This is a genomic window from Arthrobacter sp. Y3225209 (assembly GCF_059090685.1).
This window is the reverse complement of record NZ_JBNHFW010000024.1, coordinates 1-18,413: the sequence shown is the minus strand read 5'-3', so window position 1 is coordinate 18,413 and position 18,413 is coordinate 1. Positions and strand designations below refer to the sequence as shown.

The 18,413-nt window shown below is 67.4% G+C and carries 17 protein-coding genes; 8 read left to right on the top strand and 9 right to left on the bottom strand.

From position 1 onward, the window contains the following. The 3 genes from AC5RVB_RS12855 to AC5RVB_RS12845 all read left to right on the top strand — a co-directional run bounded on the left by AC5RVB_RS12855 (position 1) and on the right by AC5RVB_RS12845 (position 3,965). Entirely contained in the window at positions 1–1,107 is a 1,107-nt protein-coding gene (locus tag AC5RVB_RS12855; RefSeq protein WP_494142881.1) for a helix-turn-helix domain-containing protein, read from the top strand. A 151-nt stretch (positions 1,108–1,258) separates the two neighbouring features. Beyond that, positions 1,259–2,935: a flavin-containing monooxygenase gene (locus AC5RVB_RS12850; protein ID WP_494142880.1), complete on the top strand. Its 1,677-nt coding sequence runs from the start codon at positions 1,259–1,261 to the stop codon at positions 2,933–2,935. Positions 2,936–2,978: 43 nt separating this feature from the next. Beyond that, positions 2,979–3,965, top strand: a complete 987-nt coding sequence (locus AC5RVB_RS12845; protein WP_494142879.1) for an alpha/beta hydrolase — start codon at positions 2,979–2,981, stop codon at positions 3,963–3,965. 78 nt (positions 3,966–4,043) lie between these two features. On the opposite strand, the gene murJ is transcribed toward AC5RVB_RS12845, so the two are convergent. From murJ to AC5RVB_RS12810, 7 genes are all read right to left on the bottom strand, one after another. Next, positions 4,044–5,747, bottom strand: a complete 1,704-nt coding sequence (gene murJ, locus AC5RVB_RS12840) for a murein biosynthesis integral membrane protein MurJ (protein ID WP_494142878.1) — start codon at positions 5,745–5,747, stop codon at positions 4,044–4,046. A 58-nt stretch (positions 5,748–5,805) separates the two neighbouring features. Beyond that, positions 5,806–7,353, bottom strand: a complete 1,548-nt coding sequence (locus AC5RVB_RS12835; protein WP_494142877.1) for an LTA synthase family protein — start codon at positions 7,351–7,353, stop codon at positions 5,806–5,808. A 146-nt stretch (positions 7,354–7,499) separates the two neighbouring features. Next, positions 7,500–8,573, bottom strand: coding sequence for a DNA polymerase IV (locus AC5RVB_RS12830; protein WP_494142876.1), 1,074 nt, complete (start codon positions 8,571–8,573; stop codon positions 7,500–7,502). A gap of 73 nt (positions 8,574–8,646) precedes the next feature. Further along, positions 8,647–9,228, bottom strand: coding sequence for a YdeI/OmpD-associated family protein (locus AC5RVB_RS12825; RefSeq protein ID WP_494142875.1), 582 nt, complete (start codon positions 9,226–9,228; stop codon positions 8,647–8,649). 80 nt (positions 9,229–9,308) lie between these two features. After that, complete coding sequence (locus AC5RVB_RS12820; protein ID WP_227904835.1) at positions 9,309–10,469, bottom strand: N(5)-(carboxyethyl)ornithine synthase; 1,161 nt, start codon at positions 10,467–10,469, stop codon at positions 9,309–9,311. After that, on the bottom strand, positions 10,466–10,615 hold the full coding sequence (locus tag AC5RVB_RS12815; RefSeq protein WP_227904837.1) for a hypothetical protein: 150 nt from the start codon (positions 10,613–10,615) through the stop codon (positions 10,466–10,468). Before AC5RVB_RS12815 ends, AC5RVB_RS12820 begins: the two co-directional genes overlap by 4 nt. Positions 10,616–10,773: 158 nt before the next feature. Beyond that, on the bottom strand, positions 10,774–10,968 hold the full coding sequence (locus AC5RVB_RS12810) for a hypothetical protein (RefSeq protein ID WP_227929323.1): 195 nt from the start codon (positions 10,966–10,968) through the stop codon (positions 10,774–10,776). Between the two features lie 100 nt (positions 10,969–11,068). Here AC5RVB_RS12810 and AC5RVB_RS12805 point away from each other — a divergent pair, with 100 nt between their 5' ends. Next, complete coding sequence (locus AC5RVB_RS12805) at positions 11,069–11,254, top strand: hypothetical protein (protein ID WP_494142874.1); 186 nt, start codon at positions 11,069–11,071, stop codon at positions 11,252–11,254. 52 nt (positions 11,255–11,306) lie between these two features. On the opposite strand, the gene AC5RVB_RS12800 is transcribed toward AC5RVB_RS12805, so the two are convergent. After that, on the bottom strand, positions 11,307–12,308 hold the full coding sequence (locus tag AC5RVB_RS12800) for a CPBP family intramembrane glutamic endopeptidase (RefSeq protein WP_494142873.1): 1,002 nt from the start codon (positions 12,306–12,308) through the stop codon (positions 11,307–11,309). Between the two features lie 168 nt (positions 12,309–12,476). Between AC5RVB_RS12800 and AC5RVB_RS12795 the strand changes: the two genes are divergently transcribed. Both AC5RVB_RS12795 and AC5RVB_RS12790 read left to right on the top strand, forming a co-directional pair. Then, positions 12,477–13,613: a sensor histidine kinase gene (locus AC5RVB_RS12795; protein WP_494142872.1), complete on the top strand. Its 1,137-nt coding sequence runs from the start codon at positions 12,477–12,479 to the stop codon at positions 13,611–13,613. Beyond that, positions 13,610–14,272: a response regulator gene (locus AC5RVB_RS12790; RefSeq protein ID WP_227904843.1), complete on the top strand. Its 663-nt coding sequence runs from the start codon at positions 13,610–13,612 to the stop codon at positions 14,270–14,272. The genes AC5RVB_RS12795 and AC5RVB_RS12790 overlap by 4 nt, the downstream gene beginning before the upstream one ends. Before the next feature lie 102 nt (positions 14,273–14,374). On the opposite strand, the gene AC5RVB_RS12785 is transcribed toward AC5RVB_RS12790, so the two are convergent. Then, positions 14,375–16,492 (bottom strand): FAD-dependent oxidoreductase, encoded by a 2,118-nt coding sequence (locus AC5RVB_RS12785; protein ID WP_494142871.1) that lies wholly within the window; start codon positions 16,490–16,492, stop codon positions 14,375–14,377. A 130-nt stretch (positions 16,493–16,622) separates the two neighbouring features. On the opposite strand from AC5RVB_RS12785, the gene AC5RVB_RS12780 reads away from it, so the two are divergent. Both AC5RVB_RS12780 and AC5RVB_RS12775 read left to right on the top strand, forming a co-directional pair. Then, positions 16,623–17,243 carry a class I SAM-dependent methyltransferase gene (locus AC5RVB_RS12780; RefSeq protein ID WP_494142870.1) on the top strand — a complete coding sequence of 207 codons (621 nt, stop codon included), beginning with the start codon at positions 16,623–16,625 and terminating at the stop codon, positions 17,241–17,243. Next, complete coding sequence (locus tag AC5RVB_RS12775) at positions 17,240–18,295, top strand: acyl-CoA dehydrogenase (RefSeq protein ID WP_494142869.1); 1,056 nt, start codon at positions 17,240–17,242, stop codon at positions 18,293–18,295. The genes AC5RVB_RS12780 and AC5RVB_RS12775 overlap by 4 nt, the downstream gene beginning before the upstream one ends. Positions 18,296–18,413: the final 118 nt, after the last annotated feature.

Genomic DNA, 18,413 nt, shown 5'->3' with positions numbered 1-18,413 from the left:
ATGTTGACCGGCTCGGACAACCCGCGCGAGGAAACTCTGGCACATCGTGGTGCCGGGGCTCCCCGCCGGGCCGATGTCTGGGAAGTCTTCGACGAACTGCTGGAACGGGAGGCCGACCCGTCAACAGTTCTGCAGAGTGTGGCCAGGGTCCTGGGCCGCGGAGCCGGTTTCCGGGCGCCGGACGGGGCAGGGCTCACCGTTGATGCGGACGGGGCGGTACGGCGCGGCACGGGTCCCCTCCCTCGTGGCGCGCGCCGGATCCCGGGAGGTCTGCAGGTCTGGCTGGACGGATTGCCATGCCCGGAGGAGGATCTGCTCCTGCGCCGCCTCGGGATCACCGTGAAGGTGGCCCTGCGGCAGTCAGCCAGGGGTTCCCTACCGGCCGCCGAGGTGGTTTTTGATGCGAACCGCCGTCCGGATGAGCGGCTCACGGCGGCACGGCAGCTGGGGCTTTCCGCGGCTGAACTGCTCACCGTCATCGGTATCAGGGGCCCGGCGGAGGGGGTGCAGGAACTGGTGCGGCGGATCGGGAAAACGGCCTCGGTGCTGTGTACCTACGATGACGGGAAGGCCCTGTTCCTCGCAGCCGCAGGCGTAGCGGATACGCTGCAAAGCCTGGCCGTACCGACCGGGGTGCGGGCGGCGTTCTCACGCGGTGTCAATGTCCCGGACCTGCCGGCAGCTCACACCGAGGCGCTCCTGGGGCTGCGCTACGCTCTGCCGGCAACCCATGACAGTGCGCCCTATCCCACGAGTGAAGCGGTGCTGGTGGAGACAGCGGCCTTGGGCGGGTATGCCCTGCTGCCGGCGTACCTGACCCGGGAGCAGATAGACACCGTGGAGGACGTCCACGTACTCGATGCCTTGCGGAAGGCACACGGTCCGGAGATGCTGCGGATCCTCGAGGCGGTCGCGGCAACGGATTCCGTCCGGCAGGCAGCGCGCTCGGTGTATCTGCACCACAACTCCGTGGCCTACCGGGTTGAGCGCGCCGAGCAGGCACTGGGCTTCACCATCACGGAACCGTACGGACGGACCCGGCTCTTCATTGCCCTCTGTCTGCGCCGGGTCCGCGACTCCGCGGAGCAGGACACGTCCGGCACCTAAGGCCTGGCCGGGTCCTGAAACCGCCAGATGGCGTGCGCCGGAGGGTTTGTTGAGCCACTTGGCCGAAGACGTGTCCCCGGGTTCGATACAGACTGATGGGCACCAGAAAGCCTGGGCCGGCAATGACGCCGGAAAAGGACGGAGTGTCCCGATGACTGTATCGGACGGGCAAACAACCGACTACGACGCCGTAATTGTGGGCGCGGGGTTCGCAGGCCTGTACATGTTGAAACGGCTGCGCGATGACCTGGGGCTCAACGTACGGGTCTTTGAACGGGGAGACGGGGTAGGCGGGACCTGGTACTGGAACAGGTACCCGGGGGCGCGGTGCGACGTTGAGTCACTGTTTTATTCCTATTCCTTCTCGCCGGAGCTCCAGCAGGAATGGCAATGGACCGAGCGCTACCCGACCCAGCCGGAGATCCTGCGGTACGCAAACCACGTGGCTGACCGGTTCGGGCTTCGTCCCGACATTGCCTTCTCCACCTCGATCGACAGTGCCCGGTACGACGAAGCGCAGGATCGCTGGACGGTGTACACGGACGACGGCCTCGTTACCACCGCGCAGTACCTGATTACCGCCGTCGGCTGCCTCTCTGCCTCCCGCGTGCCGGACTTCGAGGGCATGGAGACCTTTAGCGGGCCGACGTACCACACCGGGCGGTGGCCCCATGAGGAGGTCGACTTCACCGGCCGCCGGGTGGCGGTGATCGGCACCGGATCCTCGGGAATCCAGTCCATCCCCGTGATTGCCGCTCAGGCGGCGCATGTCACGGTCTTCCAGCGGACTCCGAACTTCTCGGTGCCGGCGGTGAACGGACCGTTGAGCGCTGCAGAGATCGAGCAGACCAAGGCGAACTACGAGCAGCTGCGTCAGGCGGCACGGATCTCGCCCACCGGGACGAATCCCGCGGCCCCCATCGGCAGCGCACTTGAACTGCCCGAGGATGTCCGGACCCGGGAAATGAAGGAGCGTTGGGACTACGGCGGTGCGGGCTTCCTGTCCGCGTTCATCGATACGGGGGTAAACGCCGAAGCCAACGAGGTGGTGGCGGAGTTTGTCCGTGACCGGATCCGCGAGGTAGTTGAGCGCCCGGATATCGCCGACCTCCTGGTGCCGCGGGACCATCCGATCGGGACGAAGCGGATCTGCGTGGACACGGACTACTACGCAACCTACAACCGGGACAACGTCACCCTCGTCAGTGTCCGCGAGACGCCGATTGAACGGATCACCGAGCGCGGTGTGGTAGTGGCAGGGGAACTCTACGAAGTGGATGACATTGTCTACGCCACCGGTTTCGATGCGATGACCGGCCCACTGAACGCCATCGACATCCGCGGGACGGACGGCGTGGCACTCCGGGAGAAGTGGGTAGCCGGGCCCCGCACCTACCTGGGCATCGCCAGCGCGGGGTTCCCCAACCTCTTTATGATCACTGCCCCCGGCAGCCCGTCCGTGCTGAGCAACATGATGGTCTCGATAGAACAGCACGTGGACTGGATTACCGACCACATCGCGTACGCCCGGGACCACGGCGTCACCAGGACCGACGCCGACCCGACGGCGGAGGAGAACTGGGGCGACCACGTCAACGAGGTAGCCAACATGACCCTCCATCCCCGGGCGGCGTCCTGGTACATGGGCGCCAATATCCCCGGTAAGCCCCGGGTCTTTATGCCGTACATCGGCGGTGTCGGTGCCTACCGCCAGCTGTGTGACCAGGTGGCAGCGGATGGCTACCGCGGTTTCACCCTCAAAACCTCCACCGATGTACGCCCCTCCCGGCAGTCAGCTTCCCAGGCCCCGGTGCCTGCCGAATCCTGACCCCGTCGAATCACTCCCACCTCCCAACAGAATGAAGGACGCCATGACCCTGAAACCCGCTTCATCCATCAGTTCCCGGCATCTGATTGACCCTGAAATTGTCGATCTGCTCGACGTTTTCCCGGTCCTGAACCTTTCGGCCGAGACGCTTCCGAGTGTCCGCGAAATGATGGGAGCCCCGGTCGAGGATGCCCCGGACCCCCAGGAGCTCTTCCCCGACGTCACGACCACCGAGTACTTCGTCCCCGGCGCCGAGGGCGACCCCGACGTGCGGGTCCTCTACTACGAACCCAAAAACAAAACGACGACGTCCTCTGCCGGCATGGTCTGGATCCACGGCGGGGGATACGTCATTGGGTCCGCCGACGCCGACGAGATTCTGTGCCGCCGGATTGTCGCCGAGACCGGGGCATCCATAGCCTCGGTGGACTATCGGCTCGCCCCCGAGACAGCGGCGCCGGGTCTGGTGGAGGACTGCTATGCCGCGCTTCGGTGGCTGCACGGCAAAGCCGCCGAATTCGGTATCGATGCTGCCCGTATCGCGGTGGGCGGTGCCAGCGCCGGCGGCGGGCTGGCTGCCTGCCTGGCGATCCTGGCCCGGGACCGCGGCGAGTTCCCCATCGCCTACCAGCTGCTGATCTATCCGATGCTGGATGACCGCACGGCCAGCACCCGGGACCCGCACCCGTACGCCGGTGAGTTCCTGTGGACACAGTCGGACAACCGCTTCGGCTGGACCTCGATCCTTGGCCACGAACCGGGCATCGACGGCGTATCACCCTATACGGCCGCTGCCCGGGTGGAGAGTGTGGCCGGACTGCCGGCGGCGTTCATCAGCGTGGGTGCCCTGGACCTGTTCCTGGAGGAGGACATCGACTATGCCCGCCGGCTGATTGCCGCAGGCGTGCCCACCGAACTGCATGTTTACCCCGGGGCCTACCACGCCTATGACATGAACCCGCAGGCCCAGGTCACCGGGTCCTATTTCCGGGACTTCCTGGGCGGACTGAGCCGGTCACTCAAGGGTTAGCTGCACTCTTTGAAAGAGCGGCGGTCCGGTACACCCGGGCCGCCGCTTCGGCGTCCACCGCCCGCTTTCAGGCCGCGCTCACCGGCCGAAGCGCTCGCGGACCAACCCGATCAGCTGCTTGAGCTCGCTGACCCGCAGCAGCCGCAGCATGCCCAAGTAGACGGCGAGCATCAGCACACCGCCCACGGCCAGCACCACCACGGAGTTGAGCCTGGACTGCCAGAAATAGCCGCCCACCTCGTTGGCGCCGAACACCCGGCACAGGGCTGCGCCGGAAGCGGCGGCGGCAAGCCCGGCGAGGGCAAGCCGGACATACACGTCGAAAACGTGCCCGGCACCGTAGGGCCCGATGGCCCGGGTGAGGAAGAGATGGCTCACGACGACGGCGATCACGTTGCCCAGGGAGTAGGCAGCCGCGAGCGTGGGCACAATAAAACGCGGGTCCAGCATGCCGGCGGTCAGGGCAAGGGCCACCCCCACGGCGGAGAGGATCAGCTGGATTTTCAGCGGCGTCCGAACATCCTCGGCGGCATAAAAGACCCGGGTGAGGAAGAAGTTGATGCTCAGGAACGGGGTACCCACGGCGAGGATGGCGATGATGGTGCCGTTGAGCGTGGCCACCTCGGGGGATTCGCTGAAGAGCATGCCGAGCGGGCCGGCCAACGCCAGCAGGGCGGCCGCGCCGAAGACAGTGGCCACACCGGTGAACCGCAGCCCCCGGGAGAGCACCGCCCGCACTGCGGCAAGATCGCCGTTCGCGGACGCGGCGGAGAGCTGGTTGAACATGATGGTGGCCAGGGACAGGGCTATGACGGCGTGCGGAAGCTGGTACATCAGGACGCCGGTATCCAGGTTGCTGGAGCCGGCAATCTGAACCGGCGGATCCTGCGCCAAAAGACCTTTCCGTGCGTCGGAGGCGATGGTGGCAATGCGCAGGTTTACGAAGTACAGCCCGTTGCCCACCAGCATCGTGATGATGGTGACGGACGCCAGTCTGCCGGTCCGTCCCAGCCCGGTCCCGCGCAGGCCGAACCTGGGTTTCAGGCCCAGCTTGAGCCGTTGAAGGGGAATAAGCAGGACCAGGGCCTGCACGGCCACACCGAGTGTCATGCCCCCTGCCACCAGGAGGGTCTGCGCCGAGGTCCAGGTCTCGGGGGTGTGCTCCTGCGTGCCTTCGCCGCCCATCACCACCAGGAAGACCGTCAGAAACGCGATGGACACCACGTTGTTCACCACGGGAGCCCACATATAGGGGCCAAAAGAGCCGTTGGCATTCAGGATCTGGCCCACCACGGCATACATCCCGTAGAAAAAGATCTGCGGCAGGCACCAGTAGGCAAACAGCGTGGCCAGCTGCAGGCGTTCATCGGTGAAACCGGTGGTCAGATCCACGATGAGCGGGGCCGCGAGGGTCGCCAGGACCGTGAGGACCAGCAGTACGGCGGCGGCGAGGGTCAGCAGCCTGCTGACGTAGTCCGCTCCGCGGTCCGGCTGCCTGCTCGCGCGGATGATCTGCGGAACCAGGACGGCGTTAAAGACGCCGCCGGCAACCATCAGGTAAATGAAGTTGGGCAGGCTGTTCGCCGAGTTGAACGGATCCGAGACCCCGCCGGCCGTACCGATGGCGGCGGCAAGCAGCGCCGTCCGGATGAGGCCGAGGATCCGGGAGGCCACGGTGCCGGCCGCCATGACGGCGCCGGCGCGGACGGTAGACCCCGCCTCTGCGGGGCCGTCAACGGCCGCGGGCGCCGCGTTCGGCGGCGGACCGGAGGGTGTACTCATATCGGCCATCGTTTCACGGCACACCGGTAGGCAGCCGCCTCCCGGCACGGGCGCGCAGCTACCGGACCGGGTCCTCGCCAGCCCAGGCCTTCGCGTAGAAGCGTGGCGACAGGGAATCCAGCAGCAGGGAGTATGCCTCGGGTTCCAGCGCCTGCGCCGAGCTTTCCGGGACCGCCGGGGCGAAGGCGGAGACGCCAAGCCCGGCGGAGTTATCCCGCAGGGTCAGGCCGGCGGCTTCGAGCAGGGTCGGGTACATGTTCAGCTGGTCAATGTCGGAGCGCAGCGGCTGGCTTCCGCCGGGAACCCAGACGCGGTTGAAGATGGTGCGGTTGGGGTGGTGGTCCAGCTGTTCGTGGAACGCGTCGCCGGCACTCATGTGCTTAAGGTGATCGCCCATGATCACCACCGCTGTGTCCTCGAGGTATCCCTGGGCTTCCATGTACTCCACAAAGCCGGCCACCTGGGTGAGGGAGCAGGCGAACACGGACGTGACCGCGCTATCCGTGTCCACATCGCAGTAATCGTAAATGTGGACCGGCTCGTGGGTGTCCAGGGTCAGCACGGAGAGGTTGAATGGCTGCCCGGTGCGTTCTGCCTCGGCGTGCAGCTCGTCCATCTGCTCCTTGGCGTGGGCGAGCAGGCGCTCGTCGCTCAGGCCCCAGTCCTTGCGGAAGTTCTCCTCGGGTTCCCCGGTGGCGCGCCATTCGTTGAGGCCCTTGACCTCGGAGTAGCCGTGGCTGCCCAGGAAGGTGTCCTTCGCGGCGAACGAGGAGTTGGCGCCGCCCAGGAAGACGCTGGTGTAGCCGTGGTCCTCCAGGACGTCGCCCAGGCAGGTGGAGCCGCCCAGATAGGTGTCGACGTCTTCGCCGAGTTCGTTGGTGGCACTGCCGCCGCCCAGGCCCGAGCCCTTCAGGGGAATGCCGCACTGGGTGGAAACCAGGCCGGCCATGGTCCAGCCCCCGCCGTTGTACTGCTGCAGGTTTTCCACGCTCTGCCAGCCTTCTTCGGCCGGGGTGGCTTCCTTGAGGGGAGCGAAGGCGTCCTTTTCGAAGAGCTGGTCATCGGCGAGGGTGGCTTCGCCGGATTCAAGGTAAATGGTCACCAGGTTGCGCTTGTTCTCCGCGCCGGTGACGTTCGGCTCCGCGTAGTAGTCCCCGATGTCATAAGGGGAATTCGCGGCCTTGATGTAATCGCCCACGCCCACAGTGGTGGCGAAGGCCGTGGTGCCGCCGATGACCACCGCGCCCACCAGGACGGTGGAGACGCTGCGCATGACCCAGCGCGAGCGCGGGGAGGAAAGGTGCTGGCCCCGGGCGCGGTGCTTGCGGCGCCGGGAACGCTGCCAATAGGCGATGGCCAGGGTGATGAGCACGGGCAGGACGCCGACGCCGAGGATGCCCATCCAGACGATGGATCCGCCTCCGCCGTCGGTTTCCACCGACACGAGGTTCAGGAGCATCTGCCCTACCGTGATCTCGCCCCAGAACATCCGGATGCCGATGGCTGCGATGAGCAGGGTGAGGCCCAGCCAGATGAGGAGGTAGACAAGAAGATGCCCTACCACGGCGCCGCTCCGTCGGGCCACGTGAAGATTACGGCCGGACATGGCTACACCTCTCGTTCTGGACGCACGTTTCTCCGGGCACCCTTGACATTCACCCGTTCTCGGGTCATAGAAGACTAATACCGTTAGGGTACCCGTTCAACATGATGGTGCGTTTAGTAACCAGTTGCACACCCGTTGCAGCGGCCTCACCAGCCGCCGCGCGTGGGGGTATGGCCCTTCCTGGCGTTCTCCGGCATGGCCATTTCCGCCCGCAGGCCAAGCAGCCGGATCGGGCGGCCGGGCTCGATGGCCCGGGCGAGCTCCAGTGCCCGGTCCAGGACTTCGCCCGGGTCGCGGGTTTCCGGGATCTTCCTGGCGTGGGTCTTGGTGGTGAACGGTGCGTAGCGGACCTTCAGGGTCAGCCCGATCACCGGCCGCCCTTCGGCTTCCACGTCTTTCAGGACGTTCGCGGCCAGCTCCCGCACGGCGTCCTCTACCTGTGCCGCCTCGGTGAGGTCCTGCTGAAAGGTGGTTTCCCGGCTGTGTCCGCGGGCCACCCACGGGGTGTCGTCAACGGTACCGGCGCCGTCGCCGCGGCCCAGCTGCGCATACCAGGGGCCCATCTTCGGCCCGAACTCGGGCACCAGCGACTGCGGATCAGCGGCGGCCAGCTCCGCAACGGTGGTGATGCCCAGCTTCACGAGCCGGGCGGAGATTTTGTTGCCAACGCCCCACAGCTCCTTGGTGGGCCGGGCCCCCATGACCTCCAGCCAGTTCTCCTTGGTGAGGCGGAAAACCCCGGCGGGCTTGCCCAGGTCGGTGGCGTTTTTTGCCCGCACCAGGGTGTCGCCGATGCCCACGCTGCAGTGCAGTTGCGTCTGCTCCAGGACTGCGGACTGCAACTGGCGGGCGTAGGCCTCGGGATCGTCCGTGGACGTGCCGACGAAGGCTTCGTCCCAGCCCAGGACCTGCACGACGGCGCCGGGCCGGGCGCGCAGCGTGGCCATCACCGTCTCCGAGGCGGCGAGGTAGGCGTCGGCGTCGACCGGAAGGATCACGGCGTCGGGCACCTTCCGGGCCGCAATCCGCAGCGGCATCCCGGAGCCAACGCCGAAGGCCCGGGCTTCGTAGGAAGCTGTGGAGACCACCGCCCGTTCAGTGGGGTCACCGCGGCCGCCCACGATCACCGGCTTGCCGGCAAGTTCCGGGCGCCTCAGCACCTCGACGGCGGCAATGAACTGGTCGAGGTCAACATGCAGCACCCAGGGGATAGCGTCCACGCGACCAGTGTGCCGCAGGCACCGCTGCGGGACCAGCAAAAATTTCCCGACAGAGGCGCGAACAGTTCAGTCCTCAGCCGTTGCCTGCGGCCAGGCGCGCCACCTGCCGGAGAATGCGCGCGGCACGCACGGCATCATTGGGGGCGGTGACCACCTGCAGCAGGACCGGATACCGGGCAGAGCGGCTGAGCGCGGCAAACGCGGCGGTTGCGGCGGGATCGGCGTCGAGCGCGGTCTGCAGATCCGTGGGGACGTCGAGCGCGGCAGCTCCGGGATAGGCGCTGTCCCAGCGGCCGTCCGCCTTGGCACGGGAGATTTCGGCGTAACCGCGTTCCCGCATCCTGCCGGCAGTAATAAGGCCTGCGGTCAGTTCGATGTTCCGCTTCGACCACAGCGACCGCGCCCGGCGGGGCGTGAAGTGCTGCCGGTAGGTCCCCTGGTCTCCGCTGTTCCTCCGCCCGTCAATCCAGCCGCTGCACAGGGCCTCCTCCAAGGCCTGGGCGTAGCTCAGCGACGTGGGCGAATGAATGCCCTTCTTTGCGAGGACCAGGCGGACACCGTTGCTGCAGGATTCGTTTTCCTCCAGCCACTCCCGCCAGGCGGCGGCGTCAGCCACCGTCAGTTCTGGAACGGCAGGAGATGGGATTGCGGGCATGCTTCGAGTCTGGCGTATAACCAGGACAACTACGGTCCGCTATCCGGAGCGGACCGGCGCAGACCGCCGGCCCGCACCGTTTACACCGCCAGTGCTGCGTGCGGGTAAACGGCCTGACGGCGCTGGAACTGCAGCACGTCCTTGTTCCGGATGACGCCGTCGCTGATCTCGATCGCCTGCCGGATGGTGTCGTTTTCCGCCCAGGCCGCGGGTCCGCCGATGACGGTTTCCAGGAACGGCAGCAGGGCCTCGCTGATTTCCCAACTGGCGGAGTTCCACAGGTAGGACGGACTGTGGTCCACGGCGTAGTAGTTGATGTGCTCACCCACCTCGAACATGGGGTCCGCGAAGGTAGTGGTTTTCGCCCACTCGAAGCCCATGCCCTCGTCGCAGGACACATCCACAATCAGGCTCCCGGGCCGGAAGGCGGCCAGGTCCTCGGTGCGCAGATAGGTCAGCGGGGCATTGGGATCCTGGAGCGTGCAGTTCACCACAATGTCGCTCTGGGCCAGGAACGGGGCGAGCGGCACCCGGCCGCGTTCGGTGATGACTTCGCTGAGGAACGGCGCAGAGTCATTGTGGTCGAACTGGGCTATCCGCACCGAGTGGATAGGGGAGCCCACTGCCGCGACGCCGCGGTTGGTCAGTACCTGGACGTCGTGGATGCCGTGCGCGTTCAGTGCGGTCACGGCCCCGCGGGCGGTGGCACCGAAACCGATAACGACGGCGCTGAGCCGGCGGCCGTAATCGCCCGTGACGCCGGTCAGGGCGAGGGAATGCAGCACGGAGCTGTAACCGGCCAGCTCATTGTTCTTGTGGAACACGTGCAGGCCGAAGCCGCCGTCGCCGGCCCAGTGGTTCATGGCCTCGAAGGCAATCAGCGTGAGTTTCTTATCGATCGCGAGCTGGGTGATGGCCCGGTCCTGCACACAGTGCGGCCAGCCCCAGAGGGTCTGCCCGTCCCGCAGCTCGGCAAGGTCCTCCGGCTGCGGCTTGGCCAGCAGGACGACGTCGGCCTCCGCCACTACCTGGGCCCGGGGAAGGATTGCGCCCACCAGCGGTTTCAGCACGGCGTCGGACACACCGAAACTCTCGCCGTACCCCGTTTCGAGGATCAGCTGCTGCCGCACCTCCGGCGCGATGCGTTCCAGATGCAGCGGGTGGAGGGGCAGCCGGCGTTCGGCGGGCTTGCGGGTGCTGGCCAGGACACCGAGAGTGAGATGGTCCTCGGGGCCGGTCACTTCTTTTGGTTGCTTGCTGGCTTTGAGCCGGTGGCCTTGTCCATGGAACCGGACGGAGCTGCTGCGGCCTTCTTCTCGGCGCGTTTTTCCTTGATGGATTTGCCGGACTTCTTGGATGCTGCTTGGCGCGGGGACTTGTCTGACATGTTCGCTCCTGTAGCGGAACCGGAGGGGTTCCTGACTCTGAACCATACAGGTCCGGTTCGTCTCCGGGTTACGCATGTTTTTGCGGAGTACCCGGGCCTGCCCCGTGCCTGGGTATACCGGCCATGACCGCCGTGCATGAGGCAGAAGGCACCGCGATCTACTTCAGCGATAAGGCCCCGGTGGGTGAGACCTTGTACAGGCCCACGGTGCCGGACCCGCCCTGCTCCGCGAGCGATTTGGACCGGACCTTCACCTCGAAGGATCCGTCCGGCTTCTCGAACACGTCGTACACCAGGTCCGGGCTGTTCTGCAGGGAATCGGCGACGATCTGCTGTGCGGTGTCGGCAGTCAACGGGGCCTGGGCCCCCGGGAGGGCCGGTGCGGACACGGCAGGCGGTTCCGCGGTCGCCTCCGGGACTGACACTTCGCCCGCAGGCGGTGAGGGCTGCCGGGTGACCGGAGCGGGTGCCGCTGACTTCGCAGCCGTCGCGGAAGGTGTCCGGGACGGTGCGGGATCCGCCGCCTCCGGGCTGACGCTGCAGCCGGAGACAGCCGCCGCCGAGAGGACTAAAGCGGACAGCATTAAAACGGTGGTCCTGGTTGAACTGTTTTCCATACGCAAAGCGATTTCCCCCTGAACAACTGTTAGGCAACCTATCTGCGGGAGCCTAGGCGATGGCGGACCGCCGCTCAAACCCTGGAAGAGGCCGCTGTGGTTCCGGACGTTGGCGGATGACCATTTCGTTCGTGTGGCTTTGCCGTCAACGCCGGTGCAGGAAACGCGCGGGCCGCAATCAGTGAATAGGCCAGCAGGAAGGCGAGCGAAAACGGGAGGGCCGCCAGCGGCATATCGGTGGCGTTGGGGTCTGACAGCCCCACCGATCCCAGGGCAAAAACACCGACATTGTTGATGACATGCAGGGCGATGGCCGCTTCGAGGCCGCCGGTGCGCCAGGCCAGCCAGCCCGTGGCAACAGCGAAGGCGGCAACATCAATCTGCCCCACCAGCCCGTACCCGTGGCCGAGGACAAACAACGGAACCGGCAGCAGGATTGCAAAGGCCGGATGCCGCAGCCAGGAACCTATGCCCTGCATCAGCAGGCCGCGAAAGGCGTATTCCTCTGCGGTGGCCTGCAGCGGCACAACGGCCAGGACCACCAGCAGCAAAAGCCACACGTTGCCGGAGCTTCCGTCCCCGCGGCCCTCACCGGCCTGCACCCAAGCCTCCGGCAGCAGCAGGCTCAGGCCGTTCCACACCACAAACAGCACTGCGGCCAACCCGAGCAGGCGGGGAAAGACGCGCCAGCGCAGCCGGCCGGTGACGGATGAGAGTGTGCCGGCCGGACGCCTGCCTCCCCAGCGGACGCCCAGTGCTGCCGCCGGCCACAGAAGGCAGATTGTGGCAAGCATAAAGAGCAACTGGGCGGGATCGGTGAGGTCCGCGTCCGCGGAGACCGCCCGGTCCACGGCGGTGCCAATGGAAGGCACGAAGATGCCCGCCACCACCAGCGCAACCACTGCCAGCAGCATCAGGACTGCGAACACAGCTACGGCAACCAGAAGGGTGGTTAGCGGGTGCCACCACCTGTTGCCGGGCCGGGCAAGGGCTGCCCGGTGATACGGGTAGGGCTCCGCTGGGAGCTGGGGCAGGTCAGGGACCGGCGGGTCCCGGTGCGGGTCAGTGAATGTCATGAAACCAGCCTGACCGCAGCATGCCGGCTCCCGCTTCGGCCAACCGGTCCTAACCGCCTGCCGGATGGAGGAGATAACCTCATGCTTTCGGCCAATTGCGGGCCCGGCACACAGCTCACTAGGATCGGTGGAATGCCGCCTCTGAGACAACGCCACAGCGCCTGGAGAGTGGCCGGTATTACCGCCGGGACCGGGGTGGCGGGGCTGCTGCTTTTCCTGGTGGCCCAAGGCGCCATGATGCCGCCCGAAGGAGAAGCGGTCACGGGCAGGTTCGCCGCCCTAATGTTCCTGGACTTCCTCCTGGGCCTTGCCGCGCTTGGGCTGCTGCCCCTTGCCCTGCGCCGGGCACCGGTGGGTGCCGGGCTGGCCATCATTGCCGTGAGCGGGCTCTCCAGCCTGGCTTTCCCGGCGGCCTGCCTGTGCATTATCCGCATTGCCGCGCTGCGGCGTCCCCGGTACGTGGCCGCGACCGCGGCAGTCTTTACCGCGGGGATGGCCGCCGGCACGGCCGTCAACCCCGGCGATCCGATCGACGGCGAGATCTGGTGGGTGCTCCTGGTCGCAGTGGTCCCGCTGGTGGTCCTGGTGCTTATCGGCCTGAACCGCGGCGCGCGGCAGCAGCTGATCGTCTCGCTGCACCACGAAGCGGACAGTGCACGCCGGGAACAGGACGCCCGCGCGGACCAGGCGCGGCTGGCCGAACGCACCCGGATCGCCCGGGAAATGCACGACACCCTGGCCCACCGGCTCAGCCTGATCAGCATGCATGCCGGAGCCTTGGAATACCGGACGGATCTGGACGCCGAGACCATCCGTTCCACGGCCGGGATGCTGCGGGAGACCGCGCATAAGGCAGCAACGGAACTGCGCACCGTGCTGACGGTCCTGCGGGAGGACGAGGCGGAGGCTGCGCCCCAGCCGAACATCGCATCCATTCCGGCATTGGTGGATTCCGCGCGTGCGGCCGGCACCGAGATCACCCTGAGTATTGAACCGGCCCTGCTGGCATCCGGGGAGGATGCTCCCGCGGACGCCACCTCCCGTCACCTGTACCGCGTGGCGCAGGAAGGCATTACCAACGCCCAGAAACACGCCCCGGGCCATCCGGTGACCGTGTCCCTGACCGGTGCCCCCGGACACGGGATTACCGTGAAAGTGAGCAATCCGATTTCCGGCTCTCCGCGCCGCTCGCCGGATGGGCTGGGCCTGATCGGGCTGGCCGAACGGGCCCGGCTCTCCGGTGGGTCCTTTGAATCGGGGGACCGCCAGGGCGTTTACATGACCAAAGTGGAGGTGCCGTGGTGAAGGCGGACAAAGTGCGGGTAATGGTGGTGGATGATGAGCCCCTGATCCGGGCGGGGCTGCGGCTCATCCTCGATGGGGCGCCGGACCTTTCCATTGTCGGTGAAGCGGGCGACGGTGAAACCGCCGTCCGGCTCGCCGCCGAGCTGGAGCCCGACGTCGTACTGATGGACATCCGCATGCCCCGCCTGAGCGGGATCGGGGCCACTGAACGCATGACCGTGCTGCCCGTCCCGCCCAAGGTGATTGTCCTGACCTCATTCGAGACGGATGATTTCATTCTGTCCGCGCTGCGGGCCGGGGCCAGCGGTTTCCTGCTGAAGGACACCGCGCCGGCCGACATAGTCTCAGCGGTCCGCGCCGCGGCGGAGGACAAGCTGCGCTTCTCCCCGGGAATCCTTAAACGTATTGTCGCGGCCGCGGCCACGGTCCGGCCGGCGCCCGCGGTACAGCCCAATCCGCTGCTGGAGCTCAGTGAGCGGGAGCGCGCCGTGGCCCGTGCCGTTGCCCGCGGCCTGACCAACACGGAAATCGGCGCCGAACTCTTCGTCAGCGTGGCTACGGTGAAAACCCATATTGCCAGTGCCTTCACCAAACTCGACGTCACCAACCGTGTCCAGTTGGCCGTGACCGTCCTCCAGGCCGACGCACCGGCCGGGTAGCTTCGGGACCGTTGCCGCCCTGCTTCTCCTAAAAGGGGAAGCCGGCAGGCCGCCATCACTGCGGCCTGCCGGTTTCCCGCGCCTGGGGGAAGGTGCGCCCTCCTAGAGCTCCGCGGCAACCTTCCACGAGGAGTGGATAGCGCCGTGGATGTAGTTGACGGCGCCGGCGTCACCCACAACGTCGACGTCGATGCCCAGGTCCGCCGCCCGCAGCTCGTCCGCCAGTGGTGAGGCCGACGTCGTACCGTCTGCGTAGACCACCATGTCCGCGCGAGCGGTGAAGCTCTCTTCGCCCACGGTCCACTCCACGCTCTTGGGCGTGATGCGGGTGATGGAGGCATTGCGGTGGATCTTCACCCCGTGCTTCTCGGCATCCTTCACCGCGGTCCAGCGCCGGGGCATGGCCAGCGGCAGGCCGAGCTGCTGCTTTTCGTGCAGCAGCGTCACGCGGCGGCCGCGCTCGGCGAGGAATTCGGCCAGTTCCAGGCCCACCAGCGAACCGCCGATAACCACCACGTCCTTGCCCATGGGCAGCCAGAACCTGGTGAACTGGCGGACAAACTCGGGGCTCTTGGTGATGCCGGAGAGCCGGCCCAGCTTGCCCAGGGTGCTCAGTACCGCACCGGCTTCCTCGGCAGTGGCCGTTCCGAGCATCATGGCGCGCAGCGTGTCACCGGTCTGCACCACGGGCAGGTCACCGCCGGGGAAGTCCGGCTTGGGGCGGACGGCGCCGGTGGCAATGATGACGTGGTCCGGGTGCAGGGCCCGAATGGATTCCACCGTGGCAGGGGTGTTCAGCTTCACCGCAATGTTCAGCCGCCGGATTTCGGACTTGAACCAGCGCAGCAGCCGCTCGTTGTCCGGGGTGGTCATGGTGGAGAACCACATGGTCCCGCCCAGACGGTCCGACTTGTCCACCACGGTGACGCGGTGGCCGCGTTCGGTCAGCACGCGGGCGCTTTCCAGACCTGCGGGACCGGCACCGACAATGACCACGTGCTTGGTGGCGGAGGCGGGCTTCAGCGGCAGCAGCGCCTCGTTGCCCAGTGCAGGGTTGACGGCGCAGAACGGGGTGTCGTCAAAGAAGTTCTCGGCCACGCACAGGTAGCAGTTGATGCAGGGGCGGACCTGGTCAAACCTGCCGTCGCGGATCTTGTTCGGCAGTTCCGGATCGGCCAGCAGCTGGCGGCCCATGGCCGCGAAGTCGATCTGCCCGGCGGCCAGTGCCTTCTCGGACACCTCCGGCAGCATACGGCCGACGGCGATGACGGGAACGCTGACCTGCTTTTTGATCTCGGCTGCGTTCTCCAGGTAGGCGCCGACCTTGTTGGGCAGCGGGCCGTCGGTGAAGTTATCGAACGGGTTGCGGCCCCAGCCGGTGACGTGAATGGCATCGGCGCCGGCGGCTTCGAACAGCTTCGAGGCTTCCGTGGCTTCCTCGAGGGTGAGTCCGCCGTCCTGTCCGTATTCTTCACCGGCGACACGGACGAGGATGGCCAGGCGGTCGCCGACGCGCTCCTTGACGGCGCTGATGACCTCGCAGGCCAGCCGAGCCCGGTTTTCCAGCGAACCGCCGTACTGATCCGTGCGCTTGTTGTCGCGCTGGTTCAGGAACACCCCGAGGATGTACCCGTGGGCTGCGTGGATTTCGATGGCGTCGCAGCCGGCCTTGGCGATGCGCTCGGCGGCATCGGCCCAGGTGGTGACCAGCCAGGCGATGTCCTCGGCCGTCATCTCCTTGTAGGACGTCTGCTTGCCGGCGGTGGCGGCGCCCATCTTGCCGAGTTCTTCGCGGGTGCTGTCAGCCAGGGCGGACATGTCATAGCTGTAGTCCGGCTGGTTCGGGGCGAGCACGGGGCGGTCGTTGGCGGTGTCGACGCGGGCCACCTTGCCGTGGTGGGTGGACTGGATGCAGAGCTTGCTGCCGGCGGCGTGGACGGCATCGGCCAGCGCCTTGAGACCGGGGATGTACTTGTCATCGGAGAGGCCCGGCTCCTTCATGGAGGCCGCGCCGTACGGGAACGCGATGGCACAGGCGCCGGTGATGATCAGGCCGGCGCCGCCCTTGGCGCGGGCCACATAGTGGTCAATCTCCGGCTGTTCGATCTCACCGTGCTCCGAGACATTCATGTCCATCGCAGGGAGGACGATCCGGTTGTGCGTTTCCATGGGGCCGATACGGCCCGGAGACATCAGGTGGGGGAAGGTTTTAGTACTCACAGTGGTACTTTACCGCTGATGTTTACGGTGTAAACACACGATGTCGGGTGGGCCACGTACAGCCGTTTATGCCCCTCGGCGGGCGCCCGGGCGGGCGTTTTCCCTCTCCGCGGTTGAGTACGCTGGAAGGATGCGCAAGGAAACTCTCTGGGAAGCCAAAAAGAAGCAAAATCCGGGACATTCCGCCTGGTATATCCAGCGGTTCGAGCAGATGAGGGAGCAGGGTGCGGATCTGCACGGTGAGGCCCGGATGATCGACGCCATGGTGCCGCGCGGCGCTCGGATCCTCGACGCCGGGGCCGGGCCCGGCCGGGTGGGCGGCGAGCTGGCGCGGCGCGGGCACGCCGTCGTCGGTGTGGATGTGGACCCGGAGCTGATCGACGCTGCCCGGAACGACCACCCGCAGGCCACCTGGCTGGTCGGGGACCTGACCGAACTGGACCTGCCCGCTGAGGGCATCCGCGAGCCGTTTGACCTGATTGTCTGCGCCGGCAACGTGATGACGTTTCTGGCCCCCGGCACCGCGCCTGAAGTGCTGGCCCGGATGCGTGCGCACCTCGCGCCGGAAGGGCGGGTGGTGATCGGCTTCGGCGCCGGGCGCGGTTACGACTTCGGACAGTTCTTCGCCGACGCCGAGGCAGCCGGGCTGGGCGTGGAACTGAAGCTGTCCACCTGGGACCTGCGCCCGCTGACCCCGGACGCCGGCTTCCTGGTGGCGGTACTCTCGGCCGCACGCGGCGGCGGGGAGTGAGACGTCCCGTCCTGCTGGACTCCGACGCCCCGTCGGCAGCGTGGCTGGACGCGTTAGCCGACCTGGCCCGCCGGACCGCGGCGGTGGAAGGATCTGTCGACGCCGCCCTGGGCCTGCTGGCACCGGCTGAGACGCTGGCGCCGCTGCCCGGCACCGGCACCACGATGCGGCTCTGGGAGCTGCTGGCCACCCTGGGTGCGGCAGACCTTACCGCGGCCCGGGTAGTCGAGCCCCACCTCGACGCCCTGGCCATTCTTGCCCAGGCCGGCCTGGACCATCCAGGAAGCGCAGGCTCCGCCGGGGCTTCCTGGGGTGTGTACGCCGCCGAAGGCTCCGGGCTCCGGCTGGATGCCCGGGCGGAAGGCGGCGGCTGGCGCCTGGCCGGCACCAAACCCTGGTGCTCCCTGGCAGCAGAGCTGGACCGTGCGGTGGTCACCGCCCATACCGGCCCCGGCACCCGCCGGGCCTTCGCCGTGGACCTCCGCCATGCCGGTGTCCGTCCCGGCCGGGGGACCTGGGCCAGCCGCGGGCTGACCGCCGTGGACAGCACCGCGGTGGAGTTCACCGACGTGCCGGCGGTGCCCGTGGGCGGGGATAACTGGTACCTCCAACGCAGCGGCTTCGCCTGGGGCGGTATCGGCGTTGCCGCGGTCTGGTTTGGGGGCGCCGTGGGGGTTGCCCGACGGCTGGCCGCCGCCGCCCGAAAGCGGGAACCGGACCAGATTGCCCTCATGCTGCTGGGCCAGACGGACACCGCCCTGCACGGGGCTCGCCGCGTCCTGGCCGCCGCGGCGGCTGACGTCGACGCCGGCCGTGCGGACGGGCCCGACGGCGCGCTGCTCGCCGGACAGGTGAGGGCGGTGGTGGCGGACGCCGTCGAGCAGGTCCTCCGGCTGGCCGGGCACGGGCTGGGTCCGGGGCCGCTGACCGGCGAGGAGGAGTATGCCCGGCGGGTGGCGGACCTGCAGGTCTATCTGCGCCAGCACCACGCCGAACGGGACTCGGCAGCCCTTGGCCGCGCCCTGCTCACCGCCGGGGGAGAGCCATGGTGAGCTTCACGCACCGGGACCCCACCCCCGGAGAGAACATCTGGCAGCCGGTGCTGGCCGGCCTGCCCGGGCTGGCGGACGTGCTGCCGGAGCCGCCGCGCCGGATGGTGGTCCTGGCCGC